The sequence below is a fragment of the Bradyrhizobium sp. T-12 genome, assembly GCF_058314695.1.
The window spans coordinates 4371149-4392299 of sequence record NZ_CM177756.1 but is presented as its reverse complement, the minus strand read 5'-3'; the positions used below and the strand labels follow the sequence as shown (position 1 = coordinate 4392299).

Sequence of the window (21151 nt, the reverse complement as noted above, 5' to 3'; positions counted from 1 at the left end):
CATGGCACCGTTCGACTTGACCGAACGCGTCGCGCTGGTCACCGGCGGCGGCCGGGGCATTGGTGCTGCGATCGTCACGCGCCTCGCGGAGGCGGGCGCCCGGGTCGTGATCGCCAATCGCTCGCAGGATGTGGCCGACGAACTCGCCGCCGGCTTGAGCCGGCGCGGTCTCGCCGTGAGCACGACGCGCTTCGAAGCGCTCGATCGACCCGCCTTGACCGAGCTCGTCAACGGTGTCGCGGAACGGCTCGGCCGGCTCGATATCCTCGTCCACAACGCCGGCGGCTGCCCCTGGGCGCCGCTCGACGACCTCGACGAGGACAAGCTCGACGAAGCCTTGTCGATCAATCTCGCCGCGGCGATCTGGCTGATCCAGGCGGCGGTGCCGCATATGCGCGCCCGCCGCTATGGCCGCATCCTGGCGACCTCGTCGATCTCGTCGCGGCTGGCGATGGGCGGCGGCGCGCACTATTCGGCGGCGAAAGCCGGCGTCAACGCCTTCATCCGCGGCGCCGCCTTCGAGCTCGCGCGCGACGGGATTACGGCCAACGCCGTCGAGCCCGGCTTCATCGCCAAGCCGGGTCGGGGAACGCTGAGCACGGCGGAGAACCTGGCACGGATCGCGCGCCACATTCCGATGGGTCGGATCGGCACCGCCGACGACGTCGCCTACGCCATGCTCTATCTCGCCTCCGAGCAGGCAAGCTATGTCACCGGCCAGACCATCGTGGTCGATGGTGGAACGACTCTTCCTGAAACCGGCTTTGCCGTCGAACGGCAATGGGGTTGACGGGCATGGTGCCGGCTCATCAACCGAACGGCTGATTGTGACCAATCTGCGCGCGGAACAAGCTCCCCTCGCAATCGGGATCGGGGAATGAGAGAGATCAAGACCAGCGCCGATACGCTGTTCCGGAACGGCAGGATCTACACCGTCGATCGCGAACAGCCCTGGGCGAGCTGCGCGGCGGTGAAGGCCGGACGCTTCGTGGCCGTCGGCGAGGAGAGCGACGTCCGATCCTGCGTCGGCCGCGACACCAACGTGGTCGATCTCGGCGGTCGCACCGCCATGCCGGGCATCATCGACATCCACAATCACATCATGATGGGCGGGCAGGCCGATCTCTACGAGCTGCGCTTCCCGTCGAGCCATTCGATCAGCGAGATCGCCGCCGCCGTGAAGGAGGCGGCCGCGAAGACCGCTCCCGGAAGCTGGATCGTCGGCGGCCAGTTCGGCAACGACCTCCTGTCCAGGCTCAACACCGATGCCGCCGCGGCCGAGCTCAATGCTGCGAGCCTCGGGCATCCCGTGCTGCTGCGCGACGACAGCTATCACAATCGCTGGGCCAGCGCCGAGGCCTTGCGGATCGCCGGCGTCGGTGCGGAGACGCAAAATCCCGTCGACGGCGAGATCGGCCGGGACCTCGCGAGCGGCGGCTTGACCGGGCTGATGGTGGAAGCCGCCTCCGGCATCATCGAGCGCGCGCTCGCCAAGGCCGGGCACTACACGCCGGAGATGGACCGCGCCGCGGTTGCGCGGTCGATCGGCGTGCTGAATTCCTTCGGCGTCACCGGCTTCGTCGATGCCGCCAGCATGCAGCCGATCCTGGCCGCGCTGAAGGGCCTCGACGATCGCGGCGAACTGTCGGCCTGGGCCGTCTGCGCCATGCCGATCATCGAGCCCGGCTTCATGTTCGGAACGGCAGGCGAGGAACTGTTCGCGCTGCGCGACCAGTACCGCTCCGCCCATGTGAAGCCCGACTACGCAAAGATGTTCCTGGACGGCGTGCCCGGCGCCAAGACGGCCGCGTTTCACGAGCCCTATGTCGCCGATCCCGTGCGCGGCTGCTGCTTCCGCGGCACCACCATGCTGACGGTGCCGGAGCTGATCCGCTGGCTCGGCAAATGCGAGACGCTCGGGCTCGCGGCCAAGATCCATTGCGCGGGCGATGCGGCGGTCACGCAGGCGCTCGATGCCATCGATGTGGTGCGCGCGTTCAACGGACCGACCGCGCTGATCCATCACATCGCGCATGCGAGCTACATCACGCCCGACGACATCCCGCGCTTCGCCGATCTCGGCGTCGCCGCCGATCTCTCCCCGATCATCTGGTTTCCGACCGTGTTCCTCGAGGCGCACAAGGCCGCGATGGGCGCGGAGCGGGCGCAGCGCTTCTGGCCCAACCGCGATCTCAAGATCGTCGGCGCGTTGATGGCCGGCGGCTCCGACTGGCCGGTGATCCCGAATCCCGATCCCTGGCATGGTATCGAGGGCATGGTGACGCGGCGCAATCCCGCCGGCGACTTTCCCGGCGCCTCGTTGTGGCCGGAACAGGCGCTCGACCTCGAAACCGTCATTGAGATCTACACCATCAATGCCGCGCGCGCCGCGGGCCTCGGCAAGATCACGGGATCGATCGAGGTCGGCAAGTCCGCCGACCTGATCGTGCTGGATCAGGCGCTGTTCGACATTCCTGCCGACCAGATCGCGGAGACCAATGTGGAGATGACCTTCTTCGAGGGTCGCAAGGTCTACGAGCGAGGCCTATGACCCGCGCGCCGCTCATTCCCGTGACCGTGCTGACCGGCTTCCTCGGCAGCGGCAAGACCACGGTCCTCAACCATCTGCTGCGCCAGCCCGGCATGGACGGGACGGTCGCCGTCATCAACGAGTTCGGCGAGGTCGGGCTCGATCATCTCCTGGTGGAGACGAGCGAGGAGCGATTCGCCCTGCTCGACAATGGCTGCGTCTGCTGCTCGGTCCGCGAAGACCTCGTCGCTCTCCTCGAAGACCTGTCGTCGCGCGAAGCCGCCGGGACGCTGCCGCCGATTCGGCGCGTCCTGATCGAAACGACGGGCCTCGCCGACCCCGTGCCGGTGCTGCACACGCTGATGACCGCACCCGGCGTTGTTGCCCGCTACCGGATCGACGGTGTCGTGGTCACCGTCGATGCCGTCAACGCGCTCCGCTCGCTCGATCATCATGCCGAGGCGGTCAAGCAGATCGCGGTCGCGGACCGTATCCTGTTGACCAAGGCCGACCTCGCCGAAGCCGATTCCCTTGCGGGTGTGGAACAGCGCATTCGCACGATCAATCCGACCGTGTCGGTTATGCCTGTGAATCACGGATCGATCGCACCGAACACTCTGTTTGGAGCGGGGCTGTTCGCGCCTGAGGCGCGGTCGGATCAGGTCGCAAGCTGGTTCGCAGCCGCAACAACGGCACACGCACATGCCTCCCACCATCACGACCATCATGCGCACGACTCGCGTATCTCCTCCTTCAGCTTCGTCGTGAACGAGCCGATCCGCTGGGCCGCGTTCTCGCGCTGGCTCGATTACGTCGCTGCGCTGAAGGGTGATGACCTCTTGCGCTTCAAGGCGCTGGTCAACGTCGCCGACCGGCCGCAGGGGCCGGTGGTGGTCCATGCCGTGCAGCACGTGCTGCACCCGCCGATCGGGCTGGGCAATTGGCCGTCGGACGACCGCAGCTCGCGCCTCGTCTTCATCGTCCGCGACATTGCCGCGGAGGCGATCGAGCGCACGCTCGCCCGCTTCGGCGAGATCAGCCGCGAGAGCATCACGCGGCCGGCGGCGTGACATGGAACGGTTTTCAATCAACGGATGATTTGCAGGAGGGATGTCGTGAGCGAGACCACAAAGTTCACAGCGACGAAGGTCGGTGGCGGAAAGATCACTCGGCGCAGCCTGCTCAAGGCCGCCGGAACCGCGGGCCTGGCCGCGGCCGGCAACGTGCCGCTGGTGAATATCGCGGGCGCGGCTTCGAGCACCATCAAGATCGGCTGGTGCGGCTGCCTGTCCGGCGTGCGCGCCGCCTTTGCCGAGCCGGATCCCTGGATCCACGAGCGGATGAAGAGCCTGGTCAAGGACGGCCTGAAGATCGGCGGCAAGAATTATGCGGTCGAGTTCGTCATCAAGGACAATCAGTCCGATGCCAACCGCTCCTCGGTCGTCGCCAGCGAGCTCGTGCTTCGCGAAAGATGCGACCTGATCCTGGTCGAGGACGGCGACGCGGAGATCCCGATCGGTGAGCTCGCGGACGCGCGCGGCGTGCCGACGATCTCGACCATGCTGCCCTGGCAAGGCTGGATGTTCCCGCGCAAGTCGACGCCGGACAAGGGCTTCCCCTACACTTTCCATTTCTTCTGGGGCGCCGACGACGTCGTGAAGAATTTCGTCGGGATGTGGCAGTCGGTCGAGACCAACAAGAAGGTCGGAACGCTCTATATCGACAATCCGGCGGGAACGGCGTTTTCCGATCAGAAGCTGGGCCTGCCGGCCGGCATCAGGCAGGCCGGCTTCCAGGAGGTCACGACCGGCAGCTTCCAGATCGCGACCGACGATTTCTCCAACCAGGTCTCCACCTTCAAGAACGCGGGCGCGGAGATCGTCTCCGGCTTCGCTTACGGCAATCACTGGGTGACGCTGTGGAACCAGGCCGCGCAGGCCGGCTTCAAGCCGCAGATCTGCACGGTTGCGGCGGCCTTCCTGTTTCCGAGCGCGGTCAATGCGCTCGGCGATCGCGGCGACGGCATGTCGACGGAGGTCTGGTGGACGCCGGCCTATCCGTTCAAATCCTCGCTCACCGGTCAGAGCGCGGCCGAGCTCGCGGCCGAATGGGAGAAGACCACCGGCAGGCAATGGACGCAGCCGATCGGCTATGCCCACGCGCTGTGGGAGGTCGGCTTCGCGGCGCTGCGCAATAGCGATCCCAAGGACAAGAATTCGCTGCGCGATGCCATCGCCGGCCTCGACCTCGAGACGGTCGTCGGCCAGGTCAAGTTCAAGGGCAGCCCGATCAAGAACGTCGCGGTCACCTCGCTGTCCGGCGGGCAGTGGCGCAAGAGCAAGGGCGGAAAGTCGCCCTACGAGCTCCTGATCGTGCACAACGGCACCGCGCCGTTCATCCCGAAGCAGGCCGATCTCGCCCTGCTGTCAAAGCTCGCCTGAGCGGGCGGCAGGCCGACGCGGACGCATGACAATGGTCGAAGTGCTGCGCGTTGCAGGCTTGAGCAAGAGTTTCGGGGTCATCCGGGTTGCCGATGACCTCGACTTCGCGCTCGCGCACGGCGAATGCCTCGGTGTGATCGGACCCAACGGCGCCGGCAAGAGCTCGGTGCTGAATCTGATCGTGGGATTGATCAAGCCGGACGGCGGTTCGATCATGCTGGATGGCCGGGACATCACCCATGTGCCTGCGCATCGGCGCGTTCGTCTCGGCATCGGTCGGGCCTTCCAGATCCCGCAACCGTTCCCGCATCTCACGGCTTACGAAAACGTGCTGGTGGCGGCGACCTATGGCGGCGGCCTGCATGGCGCTGTGGCGAGCGACTGGGCGATGGACGTACTGCGCCGCACCTCGCTCGCCGGCAAGGCCGATCGCATCGCGGGCGCCCTGCCGCTGATCGATCGCAAGCGGCTCGAATTTGCCAAGGCGCTGGCCTCGAAGCCGCGCCTGATCCTGCTCGACGAGATCGCGGCGGGACTGACCGAGCCGGAGGTCGAGCGGCTGATCGAGATCATCGCCGGCGTGAAGGCCGATCACGCCATGATCTGGATCGAGCACATTCCGCATGCCTTGCGCGCCGTCGCCGATCGCATCCTCGTTCTGAATTTCGGCCGCAAGGTGCTCGACGGCCAGCCGGGAGAGGTGATGGAGAGTCGCACGGTCAAGGAAATCTACATGGGATTGACCGATGAGCTTGCTTGAGGTCGAGGGACTCAATGTCTTTCACGGCGACCTGCAGGCGATCTTCGCGTTAGCCTTCTCGGTTGCCGAGCGCGAGGCGGTCGCGCTCGTCGGCGCCAACGGCGCCGGAAAGACCACGTTCTTGCGCGCGCTGGTCGGCTTGATCGACAGCAAACGTGGCAGCGTCCGGTTCGACGGCGACGATATCGTGGATACGCCCGCCGAGCGCATCGCGCGGCTGGGTCTCGGCATGGTGCCGGAAGGGCGCATGCTGTTCGACACGCTGACCGTCGAGGAAAATCTCCTGATGGGGCAGGTGAGCAAGCGGCCGGGATCATGGACGCTGCGGCGCGTGTTCGACCTGTTTCCGGCGCTTGAAGAACGGCGCAACCACATGCCGCGGCAGCTTTCGGGCGGGCAGCAGCAGATGGTCGCGATCGGGCGCGCGCTGATGTGCAACCCGCGCCTGCTGCTTTGCGACGAGATTTCGCTGGGCCTCGCGCCCGTGATGGTCGAGCAGATCTATGGCGCGTTCAACGATATCCGCAAGGAGGGCACGGCGCTGGTGCTGGTCGAGCAGGACGTCAAGCGCGCAGCCAGTGCGAGCGATCGCATCTACTGTCTGCTGAAGGGGCGCGTGTCGCTGACGGCGAATGCCGGCGACGTCAGCGTCGCCGAATTGACGCAAGCCTATTTCGGGATGTGAGCGAGGGGACATGGCCTGGATCGAGACGCTGGTGAACGGAGCCCTGCTGGGCGGTCTCTATGGCCTGCTCGGGATCGGACTTGCGCTCGTCTTTGGCGTGATGCGCCTCGTCAACATCGCGCATGGCGAGTTCATGGTGCTCGCAGCCTATCTCGCCGTGATCCTGGTTGCCCTGTTTCCGCAGGTCCATCCGCTGTTCGTGCTGATCCCCGTCGTGATCGCGGCCTTCGCGGTCGGCTATCTCTACCAGGCTGTGATCATGAACCGGGTGGCGCGGGCGCCCGATCCGCTCGCGCCGCTGCTATTGACCTTCGGCGTCTCCATCGTGCTGCGCAACCTGATGGTCGAGGTATTCGGCGCGGACGTCAGGGGCCTCCAGCTCGGCGAGCTCTCGCGCGCGAGCATCAGGCTGTTCGGACTGAGCATCGGCGTGATGCCCCTGCTGACGCTGATCGCGGCGGTGCTGCTGTTCCTGCTCCTGCAGTGGGCGCTCAAGCGCACGGCCTTCGGCCGTATCGTACGTGCGACCGCCGACCGGCGCGACATCGTCCGGATGTTCGGCGTCAAGCCGGACCTCGTCTACAACTACGTCATGGGCCTGTCGCTGGCGCTCGGCGCGATCGGCGGCGTGCTGCTCGCGGTGCGTTCGAGCTTCACGCCGTTCTCCGGCGTCGAACGCCTGCTGATCGCCTTCGAGGTCGTGGTGCTCGGCGGCATCGGCTCGTTCTGGGGTGCGCTGCTCGGCGGCATTGTGCTCGGCATGGCGCAGCTCGCCGGCCTGAAATGGGATGCGAATGCCGGTCTGCTCTACGCGCACCTCTTGTTCTTCGTGATGCTGCTGATCCGTCCCGCGGGTCTTGTCGCGAGCAGGGCCTGATCGATGTCGAGGACGATCGCGATCTCCTGTTGCGCCGCCGCCGCGCTCTTCGCCGCGGGTCCGTTGCTGCTGGGCGAGGGCGGTTTGCGCTTTGCGACCGAGTGCCTCCTGATCCTCGCCATGGCGCAGATGTGGAATCTGCTGGCCGGTTATGCCGGCCTCGTGTCGTTCGGCCATCAGGTGTTCGTCGGGATCGGAGCCTACGGGCTGTTCCTGATCTCCGATACGTTCGACCTGTCGCCCTACTGGGTGCTGCCCGTCGCGCCGCTCGCCTGCGCGGTGGTCGCCTCGGTGATCGCGCGGCCGCTGTTCCGGCTGCGCGAGGCCTATTTCTCGATAGCGATGTGGGTCTTCTCCGAGATCATTGCGGCGCTGGTGATGAAGGCGGGGTGGCTCGGCGGCACCTCCGGCCTGCCGCTGAAATCGAGCCGGCTCATCGACCTCGACTGGTTCGAGCCGGTGCTGTTCTGGATCGCGGCCGCGCTGGCGCTGGGCACGATTGGCGGGCTGTTTCTGCTGATGCGATCCGGCTTCGGTCTCGGTCTCATGAGCGTGCGTGACAACGATCTGGCGGCGATGAGCGTCGGCGTCGACGTGCAGCGCAACCGCTTCATCGTCTTCGTGCTGTCGGCGGCCGGCTGCGGCCTGGCCGGCGCGGTCTCCTTCCTCGGCAATCTCTATGTCTCGCCGGCGGCGGCCTTCGACGTGAACTGGGTCGTCTACATGATGTTCATCGTGATGATCGGCGGCATCGGGACGCTCGAAGGCCCAGTCATCGGCACGGTGATCTTCTTCGGCCTGCGCGAGCTCATCACCGACCAGCTCGGCTTGTCCGCCGGCTGGTACCTGGTTGCGCTGGGCCTGGTCGCCGTCATCGTCATGCTCTGGTCGCCGCGCGGGCTGTGGCCGCCGCTGCGCGACCGCTTCGGCCTCAAGCTTCTCGGCGTCGGGAGGACGGCGCCCGTGACACCCGACCTCGCGTCGCTCGCCGACAAGGCCGGACAATTGGGATGAGCGTGATGCCTTCAAGCAAGATGTCTGCTGACGAGATGTGCCTTCTCTCCGCGACCGAACAGAAAATGCTGCTGGCTTCCCGGCGCATCAGCGCGCTCGAACTGCTCGATCTGCAGCTCAATCGGGTCAAGCGCCTCAATCCATCCTGCAATGCCGTGGTCACATTGGACGAAGAGGCCGCCCGCCGTCAGGCGCGCATCGCCGACGAGAAGCTGGCGCGCGGCGAGGCGATGGCGCCGCTGCACGGCCTGCCGATGACCATCAAGGATTCCTTCGCCGTCGCCGGCATGGCCGCGACCTGCGGATTGGAGGAGCTTCGCGGCTATCGCCCGAATGAAGACGCCGTTGCGGTTGCAAAGATCCGCGCGGCCGGTGCCGTGATCTTCGGCAAGACCAACCTGCCGGCGGGCGCCGCCGATCACCAATCCTGCAACACGCTGTTCGGTCTGACCCGCAATCCATGGGACGGTGAGCGCACCGTCGGCGGCTCCTCCGGAGGCTCCGCCGCGGCGCTCGCGGCCGGTCTGACGACGCTCGAGCTCGGCAGCGATATCGGCGGCTCGATCCGCGTGCCCGCGCATTTCTGCGGCGTGTACGGCCACAAGCCGAGTTATGGCCTCGTCAGCACCGAAGGTCACATTCCGCCGCCGCCCGGCCACATCGCGCCAGCCGAGCTCGGCGTCGCCGGACCACTGGCCCGCAGCGCGTTCGATCTCGAGATGTTGTTCGACGTGGTGCTCGGCATGTCCGATCTCGATGCTGCCGGCGCGGAGGTGTGGCTTCCGGCGGCGCGGCACGACGATCTCCGGTCCTTCCGCGTTGCAATCTGGAACGACGGACAGGCCTATCCGCTGGATGACGGCTATGCGGCCGCGATCGACGGGCTGGCCGATGATCTGACGCGTCTTGGCGTTGCCGTGAACAGAACAGCGCGGCCCCCGATCGATCCCGCCGCAAGCCATGACGTCTATCTCCAGACCCTGTTCGGGATCATCGGCGCCGGGTTGCCGCCGCCCGCGCGCGAGGAGCTGCTCGCGGCCGGGGATGCGGCCGAGAGCGGCAGCTATCCACGTCGCGTCGCCGACGCGGTCCGGCAGTCGCTTCCGCAGCATTTTGCGGCGGCGGAACAGCGGCACCAGATCTATCGCGCATGGCGTCGCTTCTTTGCCGATTACGACGTGCTGCTTTGCCCGGTGACGCCCACCGTGGCATTCCCGCACGACATCGAGCGCCTCGACCTCGCCGCGCAATTCACCCGGCGGCTCCTCGTGAATGGCGGCACGATTCCATACATGGACAATCTGGCGTGGCCCGGTCTGGTCACGGTCGCCAACCTGCCGGCCACCGCTATTCCGACGGGCCGCAGGGTCGGTCGCGTTCCTGCCGGCGTGCAGGTGGTCGGACCGTATCTCGGCGATCGCACCACACTCAGATTTGCCCAGCTCGCGGAGCAGGCATTGGGCGGCTTCGCTCGCCCGCCCGGCATCTGATCGGCCAGAGACATGCCAATGGATATTCGCACCGGTCGTCCCGTCACGCTTGCCCCACAGGGAATGGTGACGTCGCCGCATGCGCTGGCCTCTAGCGCCGGCGTCGACGTCTTGCGCGCAGGGGGCTCTGCGGTTGACGCTGCGATCGCCACCAGCGCCGTGCTGGCGGTGGTGTACCCGCACATGACGGGGCTCGGTGGTGACGCGTTCTGGCTGATCCATGAGGGGCACAGCGGCGCCGTCAAATTCCTGAACGGCGGCGGGAAGGCGGCTGCCACCGCCTCGCTGACGGCATTGCGCGAGAGGGGCGTGAGCGAGATCCCGCTGCGCGGCATCATTCCGGCAACGCTGACCGTGCCCGGCGCTGTCGCAAGCTGGACCGAAGCCCATCGGGCCCTTGGCCGCCTGCCGCTTGCGAAAGTGCTCGAGAGCGCGATCGCCTACGCGCGAGAGGGCTTTCCCGTCACCGGGCGACTTGCAAGCTTCATTGAGCTGATGCGGGGCGAGCTTGCACAGCAGGCCGAAGCTGCCGCGCTGTTCTTGCCATGTGGCGCCACCCCGGCGGCGGGCGCGAAGCTCGCAAATCCAGATCTCGCCCGCACGCTGCAGGCGATCGCGGATGCCGGCTGGGCGGGCTTCTACCGCGGAGCCGTTGCCGAGGAGCTCGCGCGCTTCTCGCGCGAAGGGGGCGGTTTCTTTCGAGAGGCCGACCTGGAGCAGCAGACGGCGAATTGGGGCGCGCCGCTGGTCGGCCGCTACAGGGATGTCGAGATCTACAACACCCCGCCGCCGACCCAGGGTTTTTCGGTGCTCGAGATGCTCAACCTGCTCGAGCCCCATGAACTGCACAAGAAGGATTTGCTTGGCCCGGACCGCGTGCACCTCATGGTGCAGGCAAAGCAGATCGCCTATCACGACCGCGACCGAGTGCTCGCCGATCCCGCTTTCGTCGACGTGCCGGTTGAGAGCCTGATCTCCAAATCATATGCGGCCAGCCGCGCCGGCTTGATCGACTTTCGCTCGGCACTGAGATGGGACCAGGTCCCGTCCTACGGCAGCCTCGCCGGTGATACGGTCTACGTCGCCGCTATCGACGGGGAGGGGAATGCCGTTTCGCTGATCCAGAGCTTGTATGGCGCGTTTGGCTCCTGTCTGGTCGCGGGCCGTACCGGCGTCGTGCTTCAGAACCGCAGCGCCTATTTCTCGCTCGATCCCGATCACCCCAATCGCCCCGAGCCAGGCAAGATTCCTCTGCACACCTTGATCGCGTCGATCGCCAAGCGCGACGGCAAGCTGTGGAGCGTGCTCGGCTGCATGGGTGCGGACGGACAGCCGCAGATCCAGCTGCAGCTCTATTCGGCGATGATCGATCACCGCCTCGATATTCAGGAAGCAATCGAGCTGCCGCGCTTCCTGTCGGGCCGTTTCGGCCTGGGCGAGGCGCGGGACACCCTGCACCTGGAGGGACGCTTTCCCGATGATGCCGTGGATGCGCTGGCGCAGAGAGGGCACATCATCAACCGCTGGGGCGCTTGGAACGAGATGGCGGGCCACGCCCATGGAATTACCGTCGATCGACAAAGCGGGATGCTGAGTGGAGGGTCTGATCCGCGTAGCGACGGAGCTGCAATCGGCTACTAGTTTGTTGGCCGCCCTGGCTTGCCTCTGCCTTTGAATGGCTGTCAATCGGGTGTCGTCAGGCAAATCAGGTGGTCCAGCCCCCCACCTGAACTCGACTTCGTCTTGAGGGTTGCTCTTGCGCGAACCTCAAAGTCTAGGGCGCGTGAGCGATCCTCATACAGACCAAACCAGCGCTTTCCCGATCCTTGACGGTATCGGAGCGACGCAGTGCGGGTATGAGCGGCTGGCCGTCCCGGCCTTGCACACGCGGCCATTCAGTCGATTGCACCCGATACTTACCGAAGGCGTCGTCTCTTCGAGCTGCGTGAATTTTCCTGTGAATTCAAGACCAAGAAATTGCGGCGGGTATACCGTCGGGATTTGTCCGTCAGACTTGAAAAATTTGTGCTTACAAATCAACGACGAAACGTCGTTCGAAATGATAGAGTGGGAGTAGTGCGGGGTGCCGCCGTCGCGTAGTTTAGCGTGGTCTGGTCGAGTTGTTCTCGCTTCCTTCGCGCTGAGAATTCTGACTGAAGCAGTGGGCTTGGCTTATCCCGGTAGAAGTCCGAAATCCATTGCGTCTTCACTCATGGAGTATGGGAGCGAGCTGTATCGTACAGAAGGGCCGGGGCTCAAAGCTTAGCCAAACGCAGCGGCGGGTTTTGGCGCAAAGCGGACCATTATTGATCACTCCCGGTCTTGTTGGCTGGAGCTAGACCAAATTGGCCATGATGGATTGGAGCGAGAGTCCAGGTTTTTGAAATTGTTAGAGGGGGCGTGTGCACGACGTGTGCACCGGGAGATCAAAAAAGATCCATCGGAGCCTAGCGTCGGTGGTCCTTTGTCGGAGCTATGCGCGACGTCCGCAAAGCGTTGGCGCATAGGGTGCGGGTGCGCTGCGCAGGCTGGACACCTGCGCAGGGTCCAAGATGCCTAGTAATCTCGCGAGCAGGGCTCAGCGTCCGTCAATGCCGAGATGTCACGTGGGCCGCAGCGAGAAAACAAAAACCGACGTCGGCGGTTCGAGTCGCTCCAGGTGACTCGGCTCCCCGATGTTTCTGATGAACGCCAGCTCCTTGAACCATACACATCTGTCTAGACCACTAGCGGAGGGTTCGGCCTGAATGCTCGCCCACACGCGAACTCAAGATTGGTGATGAAGTCGGCACATACGGTAGCTCGATCTCCGTGCCGAGATCCTGTCTGGTGGTGTGTTCGAGATAGAGTTGGCCGACAACCAACATGAGACCCGCGAAGAACAGCACGAGAGCAACCGTCATGAGGTCGCGATAATCGTCCATCGCTGATCTACCAACCTTGCCGAACAGTCGAATACAGGGTCTCCATGCCTTTGGGCAGCTGTGTGCTCTCTCGTGAACGGCTTTGACGAACTCCCTTGGTCGACTCCCTTAACGGACGGGCCACTATCGCGGCTGCCGCGCTCGTGGCAGCTGCTAGATCATGCGGCGATGCCGCACGTACCAGACGGAATGCAACAGGAGAGCCCGGTATAGGATTGTGGCCGGCACGCTTAACAAGGCTCCGTGTGACGAGGTTTCCCAGGGCAAGCAGAAGATCCTTCGCTTGCTGCTGCATGCCAACATTGGCAGCGAGGCTCTCAAGGGTGATCGCGCGACCGTCGCTACCGTGACGTTCGAAGAGCTTGAGCAGCCTGCGCTCGAGCTGCTGCGGATCGTTTAAGATTACGTTCTTCATGTATTTTCTCGCTGAATCTGGCCACGCGAGCTCGCTCTGCCATCAGGCGTCCACGCGCAGTCCGGTGCACGCTGGTAGCTGAGCGAGGAGACCGCGCTGACTAGCAGGCGAGTGAACTCAGGCCGTTTGCTGGTTCACGAGCTTCTGGTTGTCGTTGCCGGCTTGGATCGGTATCTGCCGTGGCTTCATAGCTTCGGGGAGTTCACGTACCAGCTCGATCTTGAGCATTCCGTCTTCAAACGAAGCGCGCTTCACTTGCACGTACTCGGCGAGGTTAAACTGATGCCGGAATGGACGCACGGAGATACCCTGGTACAAGTATTGGTGGTCGCCCTTATCGGCCTTTCGGCCTTCAACCGTGAGTACGTTTTGCTCCGCAGTAATGGTTATTTCATGCGGTGCAAAGCCGGCTAGCGCGAGGGAGATCTGGTAGTGATCCTGGTCGGCCCGCTCAATGTTGTAAGGTGGGTAATTGTCGCCCGTCCATTGGACGGAATCCTCGAGCAGATCGAACACGCGATCGAAACCAACCGTCGAACGCCACAGGGGGGCAAAATCAAAGGTAGTCATAGCCACATCCTCCACTTGAGCAACATGGTTTATGAGCGCCGGACACCGCGTCCGGCGCCCGAAAACCGGACCCTCGACAGGCGTCCGGTGCAGCGCGATCCGCACCGCACTCTTTGAATTAGAACCCACTGGTTAGGTTTCAAGAGGTCCGCCGCCGCTGGTGCAAAGCCTGCTCAACTTCGCTTTCGGCGGCCGCAGTGGAGATACGCCCACACCCCCGCGAGTGCGGCAGCCATTCCCTCCCGCGTACGCGACCCTGGACGTTGAGATCTACGAGCGGGCCGAACGCGCAGAAGTCAAAGTGGCAGTCGACGGCTTACGAGGTGCGGAGCCTCTGCCCAGGCGGACTGCCGCAGTCGAGATCGCCCGACGGGGCTACGTCCGGTTCCGTCAGGACCTGGTTGAAACCAATGCCACGCCAGAGTGTTTGGTGCAGTGCCGCGCCAACCGCCGATTATCCGGTCGATTCGGGGAAGCTGCTTCCGGGCCCTTTGCATCGAGTTTCTGCATGACCAACAAAACTCGCTTCAATGTCGGATATACCATCGCCGCTATTTTCGCGATCTTCTTCATCCAGTATCTTGTCGCAACGGCCACACAAATTGCCGTCATTCCCTACAGCGAATACCTGCAGTTACTGCATCAAGGAAAGATCGATGCCGTCGGCATTTCCGATCGCACCCTGCAGGGTACGCTCAAGGAGCCGCTGCCAGGCGGCCAGAAGAGATTTGTGACCACGCGTGTCGACCAGGACGTGGCGCAGGAACTGGAGAAATACAACGTCCGCTTTACCGGACAAATCGAGAGCACATTTCTGCGCGACCTCCTCTCGTGGGTGATGCCCGTACTGTTATTCTTCGGGCTGTGGTGGTACATCGGCCGTCGCATGGCTGAAGGCGGCGGCCTTGGCGGCGGCCTGATGGCGATCGGCAAGAGCAAGGCCAAGATCTATGTCGAGTCCAACACGGGCGTCACCTTTGCCGATGTCGCCGGTGTCGACGAAGCGAAGGACGAGCTTCGCGAGGTCGTCGATTTCCTGAAGAATCCCACCGATTACGGTCGGCTTGGCGGTCGCATGCCGAAAGGTGTGCTGCTGGTTGGTCCGCCGGGCACGGGCAAAACCCTGCTGGCGAAGGCGGTTGCAGGCGAAGCCCGAGTTCCGTTCTTCTCGATCTCGGGTTCGGAATTCGTGGAGATGTTTGTTGGTGTCGGCGCGGCACGGGTGCGCGACCTGTTCCGGCAGGCACACGAAAAGGCACCGGCAATTATCTTTATTGACGAGCTCGACGCGCTTGGCCGAGCGCGTGGCATCGGCCCGTTTGCTGGAGGGCACGACGAGAAGGAGCAAACGCTCAACCAACTTCTGGTCGAACTTGACGGTTTTGACTCACGATCGGGTCTGGTCATTCTTGCGGCAACCAACCGGCCTGAAATTCTTGATCCTGCGCTGTTGCGCGCCGGCCGCTTCGATCGTCAGGTGTTGGTCGATCGTCCCGACAAAAAGGGACGCATCGAGATACTCAAGGTCCATATGAAAAAGGTGCAACTGGCCGGCAACGTCGAGCCGGAGTCGGTTGCAGCTTTGACTCCGGGATTTACCGGCGCCGACCTGGCTAACCTCGTCAATGAGGCCGCACTCCTGGCAACCCGCCGCGGCGCCGACGCGGTAAGCATGAGCGACTTCAATAACGCGGTGGAGCGCATGGTAGCTGGCCTGGAAAAACGTAACCGGCTGCTCAATCCCAAGGAACGTGAGATCGTCGCTTTTCATGAGATGGGCCACGCGCTGGTCGCGCTTTCCTTGCCTGGTGTCGATCCCGTGCACAAGGTCTCGATTATACCCCGTGGGGTCGGTGCACTCGGCTACACCATTCAGCGGCCGATCGAGGACCGATTTTTGATGACCAAGGAGGAGCTGGAAAACAAAATGGCCGTTCTGCTCGGCGGCCGTGCAGCTGAGCTCATCGTGTTCGGTCATCTATCGACGGGAGCAGCCGACGATCTGCGCCGGGTGACCGACATCGCACGGAGCATGGTGACACGCTATGGGATGTCGGAGAAGCTCGGCAGCGTTGCCTATGACCGCGAGCCCGGCAATTTCCTCGCAGGCCCTGAGCAGCCCTATCCAGTTCGCGAGCGTGGCTACGCGGAGGAGACCGCCGCAGCCATCGACCGCGAGGTAAAGGATATTGTGGATCAGGTCTTTCAGCGCACCCAAGGCATACTGAACACGCGGCGTCCGATCCTGGACCGCGCGGCAAAGAAGCTCCTTGAGAAGGAGACGCTGGAGCAGAGCGATATTGACCTGCTGATCCGGGAGATGCCGAAGGAAGGCCTCCGGGCGGTTTAACGGCGCGCTCATTTTCGCGCCCCAGCTAGAGCTGGTCCACCAGCGCGTTGAGAACGCCGGAGCAGGTGAAGAACTCCTGATGCTGGTTTTTGGCTCCGCCAAATCGCTGGAAAGATCGACAGGTCTCATCAATGAGTTACTTGAACTCGTCCCGGACAGTTCTAATTCACTGTATAGCCGAACCGAGGTTCGGCGAAGTGGACCATGACAAGGAGACAAGTGCGCAGAGCGCGTAGTAACTTGAGGAAAACGACATGAGAAAGCTTGCTCTTGCAGTCGTCGCGGCGGCAACGCTCCTCATCGGATCAGTTGCGCCGGCTTCGGCCCATTGGCGTCATCATGGCTGGGGCGGTCCAGGTATCGGTCCCGGGCTTGCTCTCGGATTGTTTGCTGGAACACTAGTCACGTGAATCTAAAGTTCGCCACATAAAGTCTGCTGGGCTTTGTGGCAGAAGCGTTTGACGGAAGCCAAAATCTGGTCTGCGGACTTGGTCCATTTGAAGGGCTTGGGATTTTTGTTGTGCAGGTCGATGAAGGTACGGATATCGGCCTCGAGCTGCCTGACGGAGGTGTGAACACCTCGCTGGATCTGCTTTCTGGTGAGCTCAGCGAACCAGCGTTCGACCTGATTGATCCATGACGCGGAAGTCGGCGTGAAGTGGACATGATAATGCGGCCGACGGGCGAGCCACGCTTTGATCCTGGGTGTCTTGTGGGTGGCGTAGTTGTCCATGACGATATGGACATCGAGGCCTTCAGGGACTTGAGCATCGATCTCTTTTAGAAACTTCAAGAACTCGACTGCCCGGTGGCGCTTGTAGCATTTGCCGATGACGAACCCCGAGGCGACATCGAGCGCGGCAAACAGCGTGGTCGTACCATGCCGCACATAGCTGTGCGTACGACGCTCCGGTATGCCGGGCATCATCGGCAAGACCGGCTGCTCGCGATCGAGTGCCTGAATCTGGCTTTTCTCATCGATGCTCAGAACAAGGGCTCGGTTCGGTGGGGACAGGTAAAGGCCGACGATGTCGCGTACCTTGTCGACGAACAGCGGATCGCTCGATAGCTTGAATGTCTGGCTACGGTGCGGCTGCAAGCCGAACGCCGCCCACATTCGGCGGATCGTGGTGTGGGAAAAGCCGGTTTCCGCAGCCATCGAGCGGATCGACCAGTGCGTCGCATCGGCTGGCGTCGTCCGCAACGTCCGCTCGATCACCGCGGCAACCTGATCATCGTTGATGGTTCGAGGGCGGCCAGGGCGTGCCTCGTCAAGCAGGCCATCACAGCGGTCCTTCAAAAATCGGCGACGCCACTTGCCAACGGTGTGTTCGTGGAGGCCGAGTTCGGCAGCCACAGACTTGCTAGGCAATCCATCCGCGCATCGCAGGATCGCGCGGCATCGCTCAGATAGCGACCGGGCAACACGATGACGACGAACTTGCCTCTCCAGGTACGTCCGCTCCTGCTGACTCAGCACCAACGGCGCAATCGGCCGGCCTCGCACACCCGCATTCGCCACGAGCACTCTCCTCTGTAGAGCTTCGAGCTATCAACTAATGTGACGAACTTGCGTTCCAGATGACTAGCGGCCGCCACTGCACCACCAGTCTATTATGGACCGGTCTATGGCCCGCCCTACTACTATGGCCGTCCGTACCGGGTAGTCCGCTATTATCCTCCGGTTTATCCGTACTGGTACTGGTGATGAAAAGAAGGCCCGGTTCCCGCCGGGCCTTCGTTCAGGGCGCGCGACTTGCTTGCTCGCGCTGTCATCAGTTGTGGGACGGAGAAAATGGAGGTCGAGAGAATCAGAATAGCAGAACAACGTTGATGATGAGCCGGCGAAAGTCTCGGAGTGGTTGCTGTATTTCGCAGAATCGGTGGGGGCTGGGCCGCCGCTCCGGCTTCCATCGTGGCCCGGTCTCTTCGTTACCGGAAAAGCAGGGCAGGCAGGGCACACGACTGGTGAAGCACCCTCGCAGGTTCGGCTGCGCTATCGACCGATCGCTAGGCTCCATGCGACGGCTTTTTGATCCCAGGTGTTTGCGCGATTTGTGCCGAGAGAAAATCGGCCAACAAGCGCACTCGGGCGATGCCCAACCGTTCCGGTACGATCAGCATGTTCAGCGGAACGGACGGTGGCGAAAATTCGGGAAGCACCACTTCGAGCTTGTTAGCGGCGAGGAGATCCTCGACCAGCCAGAGATGTGCAGGCGCTATCCCGCGTCCGGCTACGAGGGCCTCTCTTGCTGCAAGTCCATGATCAACGCGCAAGCGCCCCCCGAATGGCACCACATGGCGCCCGCCGCGCTGACCATGCAGTACGAGTAGATCGCTGCCTGCGATATTAGACATCCTGACGCCTTCGTGATCTGCCAAGTCTTGCGGCCGCGCCGGCTTGCCGCGTTCGGCTAGATAGCTCGGTGCGGCGACGAGCATTCGGCGGGATTGGCCCAGCGCCTTCAGCTTCATCGAGCTGTCACCAAGTGGCCCAAGCCGGAGGGCAATATCGACGCCTTCCTGCACGAGGTCGATGCGCTCATCCGTGAGGCTGAGATCAACCAGGATGTCCGGATGGCGGTCCTGAAAAGCGAAGATGAATCGGCTGACGTGCAGTACTCCGAAGGCCGCGGTACACGAGATGCGTACCGTACCCGCTGCCGCGCCGCGTGTGCTGCGCGCTTCCTCGCCGGCCAAATCAACCTGGCGGAGGATCTGGACGCAGTGGCGATAATAGCGCGCCCCCTCTTCAGTCATCGTCACCCGGCGCGTGGTTCTGCTGAGCAGCGGCACGCCGACCGCGTCCTCTAGCTCCCGCAAATGGCGCGTCACCGTTGACTGCCCGACTTCCAGCTCGCGCGCGACCGCGGACAGATTGCCCCGCTCGGCGACCCGGACGAAGGTGCGCATGCGCTCAAGCGTGACTTCTGATTTATCCATTTTTCGGCATAATCATATCCATTACTGACATCTACTAGATCGCCGCCTTGCGCGCCACCTGATCAACGTCACTCATCAGGAGGTGCTGTCAGGAAAGTATTGATTGTCTTCGCCCATCCGGAGCCGCGCTCGCTGAACGGCGCGCTGCTAGACGTCGCTGTGAGGGAACTCGAGCGGCTCGGGCACGACGTGCAGGTGTCGGATCTCTATGGCCAGGGCTGGAAGTCGGAGGTCGGCAGGGGGGACTTTCCGTCGCTCGGGCAAGGTGAACGGCTCAAGCCGGCCGCGGCCTCCAAGCAGGCTTTCGAGGCGGGCTCGTTGACCAGCGACGTGAAAGCCGAGATCGAAAAGCTGTTATGGGCGGATGTCCTGATTCTGCAGTTTCCGCTGTGGTGGTTTTCGATGCCGGCGATCCTCAAGGGCTGGGTCGACCGGGTGTTCGCCTACGGGTTCGCGTATGGGGTCGGCGAACACAGCGACAAGCGGTGGGGCGATCGCTATGGCGACGGGACTTTGAAGGGCAAGCGCGCGATGCTGGTCGTGACTGCCGGTGGATGGGAGGAGCACTATTCCGATCGCGGCGTCAACGGGCCGATCGACGACCTGCTGTTCCCCATCAATCACGGCATTCTCTACTATCCCGGCTATGAAGTCCTTCCGCCCTTCGTGGTCTATCGCGTGGACCGGCTGGACGACGCCGGTTTTGCGCCTATTGCCGAAGAATTGCGTGAGCGGATGCGCGCGCTCGCGACCACCGCGCCCATTCCGTACCGGCGACAGAATGGTGGCGATTACCTGATCCCGAGCATGCAACTCCGCGCCGGGCTAGAGGCTCCCGGCACAAGCGGATTCGCACTTCACCTCGATCGAGAAGGTCATGGCAGGCAGGAGAGTAGGCCGCACGCGTCCTCCGCCTTATCGGGCCGCGGCAGCTTGGCTTCCGACGAATTAGCTAGCTGATACTGGGAACAACCCATTGGGTTCGCAGTTCTTTTGGCGCCGCCGGCCTGAGTGCCGTTGGGCGCCTCAGGGCCCAGCTAAGCCAGGCGACACGGCGGCTCGTACCATTTTGCTCCATGGAGGATTTGGATATGAAAGCTACCTGTATCGTCGCATGGCAGTCGATCAGCCCCACTCACCTCGGTGGGTCCGCGCGGCTGCGTCTTCCCTCTGGCCGCTCGTTAGAGCTCAAGAGCGGCGATGGCTTCTGAAGGAGGGCAGGTCATGTCAATCAAGTCAGCCCTCCCTGCCATCCATTCGGAAGCCGGGTTGTCGCGGTATCTGCAGGAGATCCGTAGCTTCCCGCTGCTCGATGCATCCGAAGAAGTGATGTATGCAAGGCGTCTTCGCGATTCCGGGGATCGCGAAGCTGCCTACCGTCTGGTGACGAGCCATCTACGATTGGCTGCCAAGATCGCGCTGAAATATCGGCGCTATGGATTGCCCATCGCCGATCTCATCTCGGAAGCCAACGTCGGATTGATGCTGGCCGTCAAGCGGTTCGACCCTGAGAAGGGATTTCGCCTGGCGACCTATGCCGCCTGGTGGATCAGGGCGTCCGTGCAGGAGTTCGTCCTGAGATCGTGGTCACTCGTCAAGCTCGGCACAACTGCAGCGCAAAAAAAGCTGTTCTTCAACCTTCGAAAGTTGAAGAGACGCCTTGGTGCGCCGGACGATGGCGAGCTTTCGCCGGAGCAGGTGAAGCAGATCTCGGAACATCTTCAAGTTAGGGAAACCGACGTCGTCGAGATGAACGGACGGATCCGTGGCGACATGACGCTGAACGTTCAGCTCAGTGACGAAGAAGGCGAGCAATGGCAAGACAGGCTCGCCGATTCATCTCCTGATCCTGAAACCCAGCTTGTGGATGCCGGAGACCGTGAACGGCAGAAGGCCGCACTCTCGGAGGCGCTGAGTGCGCTCTCTCCGCGAGAACGCACCATCGTCGAAGCCCGTTACATGGCGGAAGAGCAAAGCACGCTTGACGATCTTGCCAATACCTTCGGGATTTCTCGTGAGCGTATCCGCCAGATCGAGCAGCGTGCGTTGAAGCGCATCAAGACGATGATGTGCGTACGCCTTCCGGATTTTGAGGCTGCTTCAGCAAGCGCATACTAGAAGCAGAACACAAAAGACCGCTGGCCGGCTGCTG

18 protein-coding genes are annotated in these 21151 nt (G+C 63.1%); 13 read left to right on the top strand and 5 right to left on the bottom strand.

Annotated features, from left to right (window positions below; genetic code table 11):
• The first annotated feature begins 1 nt into the window (after position 1).
• The 10 genes from AC0WRY_RS20815 to ggt all read left to right on the top strand — a co-directional run bounded on the left by AC0WRY_RS20815 (position 2) and on the right by ggt (position 11438).
• Positions 2-790, top strand: coding sequence for an SDR family oxidoreductase (locus tag AC0WRY_RS20815; protein ID WP_194402646.1), 789 nt, complete (start codon positions 2-4; stop codon positions 788-790).
• A gap of 87 nt (positions 791-877) precedes the next feature.
• A complete protein-coding gene (locus tag AC0WRY_RS20810) occupies positions 878-2551 on the top strand; it encodes an amidohydrolase (RefSeq protein WP_194402645.1) in 1674 nt (557 codons plus the stop codon).
• On the top strand, positions 2548-3600 hold the full coding sequence (locus AC0WRY_RS20805; protein ID WP_194402644.1) for a CobW family GTP-binding protein: 1053 nt from the start codon (positions 2548-2550) through the stop codon (positions 3598-3600). Before AC0WRY_RS20810 ends, AC0WRY_RS20805 begins: the two co-directional genes overlap by 4 nt.
• 45 nt (positions 3601-3645) lie before the next feature.
• The gene (locus AC0WRY_RS20800; protein ID WP_246776285.1) at positions 3646-4971 is read left to right on the top strand and encodes an ABC transporter substrate-binding protein; all 1326 of its coding nucleotides are present in this window, start codon (positions 3646-3648) and stop codon (positions 4969-4971) included.
• 31 nt (positions 4972-5002) lie between these two features.
• Complete coding sequence (locus AC0WRY_RS20795; protein ID WP_194408342.1) at positions 5003-5731, top strand: ABC transporter ATP-binding protein; 729 nt, start codon at positions 5003-5005, stop codon at positions 5729-5731.
• The gene (locus AC0WRY_RS20790) at positions 5718-6416 is read left to right on the top strand and encodes an ABC transporter ATP-binding protein (protein WP_194402643.1); all 699 of its coding nucleotides are present in this window, start codon (positions 5718-5720) and stop codon (positions 6414-6416) included. The genes AC0WRY_RS20795 and AC0WRY_RS20790 overlap by 14 nt, the downstream gene beginning before the upstream one ends.
• 10 nt (positions 6417-6426) lie before the next feature.
• A complete protein-coding gene (locus AC0WRY_RS20785) occupies positions 6427-7293 on the top strand; it encodes a branched-chain amino acid ABC transporter permease (protein WP_194402642.1) in 867 nt (288 codons plus the stop codon).
• A 3-nt stretch (positions 7294-7296) separates the two neighbouring features.
• A complete protein-coding gene (locus tag AC0WRY_RS20780; RefSeq protein ID WP_194402641.1) occupies positions 7297-8307 on the top strand; it encodes a branched-chain amino acid ABC transporter permease in 1011 nt (336 codons plus the stop codon).
• A 5-nt stretch (positions 8308-8312) separates the two neighbouring features.
• Positions 8313-9797: an amidase gene (locus AC0WRY_RS20775; protein ID WP_491120738.1), complete on the top strand. Its 1485-nt coding sequence runs from the start codon at positions 8313-8315 to the stop codon at positions 9795-9797.
• An 18-nt stretch (positions 9798-9815) separates the two neighbouring features.
• Positions 9816-11438 carry a gamma-glutamyltransferase gene (gene ggt, locus AC0WRY_RS20770; protein WP_194402640.1) on the top strand — a complete coding sequence of 541 codons (1623 nt, stop codon included), beginning with the start codon at positions 9816-9818 and terminating at the stop codon, positions 11436-11438.
• A 1085-nt stretch (positions 11439-12523) separates the two neighbouring features.
• Here the strand turns inward: ggt and AC0WRY_RS20765 are convergent.
• The 3 genes from AC0WRY_RS20765 to AC0WRY_RS20755 form a co-directional block, all read right to left on the bottom strand.
• The gene (locus tag AC0WRY_RS20765) at positions 12524-12721 is read right to left on the bottom strand and encodes a hypothetical protein (protein WP_194402639.1); all 198 of its coding nucleotides are present in this window, start codon (positions 12719-12721) and stop codon (positions 12524-12526) included.
• Between the two features lie 7 nt (positions 12722-12728).
• Complete coding sequence (locus tag AC0WRY_RS20760; RefSeq protein WP_491120735.1) at positions 12729-13136, bottom strand: hypothetical protein; 408 nt, start codon at positions 13134-13136, stop codon at positions 12729-12731.
• Positions 13137-13253: 117 nt separating this feature from the next.
• Positions 13254-13706 (bottom strand): Hsp20 family protein, encoded by a 453-nt coding sequence (locus AC0WRY_RS20755; RefSeq protein ID WP_194402637.1) that lies wholly within the window; start codon positions 13704-13706, stop codon positions 13254-13256.
• A gap of 508 nt (positions 13707-14214) precedes the next feature.
• Between AC0WRY_RS20755 and ftsH the strand changes: the two genes are divergently transcribed.
• Positions 14215-16056, top strand: a complete 1842-nt coding sequence (gene ftsH / locus AC0WRY_RS20750) for an ATP-dependent zinc metalloprotease FtsH (RefSeq protein WP_194402636.1) — start codon at positions 14215-14217, stop codon at positions 16054-16056.
• Between the two features lie 412 nt (positions 16057-16468).
• On the opposite strand, the gene AC0WRY_RS20745 is transcribed toward ftsH, so the two are convergent.
• Together AC0WRY_RS20745 and AC0WRY_RS20740 are read right to left on the bottom strand one after the other, a co-directional pair.
• On the bottom strand, positions 16469-17578 hold the full coding sequence (locus AC0WRY_RS20745) for an IS630 family transposase (protein ID WP_194402635.1): 1110 nt from the start codon (positions 17576-17578) through the stop codon (positions 16469-16471).
• 488 nt (positions 17579-18066) lie between these two features.
• Entirely contained in the window at positions 18067-18999 is a 933-nt protein-coding gene (locus tag AC0WRY_RS20740; protein ID WP_194402634.1) for a LysR family transcriptional regulator, read from the bottom strand.
• Between the two features lie 99 nt (positions 19000-19098).
• Here AC0WRY_RS20740 and AC0WRY_RS20735 point away from each other — a divergent pair, with 99 nt between their 5' ends.
• Both AC0WRY_RS20735 and rpoH read left to right on the top strand, forming a co-directional pair.
• Positions 19099-19959, top strand: a complete 861-nt coding sequence (locus tag AC0WRY_RS20735) for an NAD(P)H-dependent oxidoreductase (RefSeq protein ID WP_491120732.1) — start codon at positions 19099-19101, stop codon at positions 19957-19959.
• 264 nt (positions 19960-20223) lie between these two features.
• The gene (rpoH, locus tag AC0WRY_RS20730; protein ID WP_246776283.1) at positions 20224-21117 is read left to right on the top strand and encodes an RNA polymerase sigma factor RpoH; all 894 of its coding nucleotides are present in this window, start codon (positions 20224-20226) and stop codon (positions 21115-21117) included.
• The last annotated feature ends 34 nt before the right edge of the window (positions 21118-21151 follow it).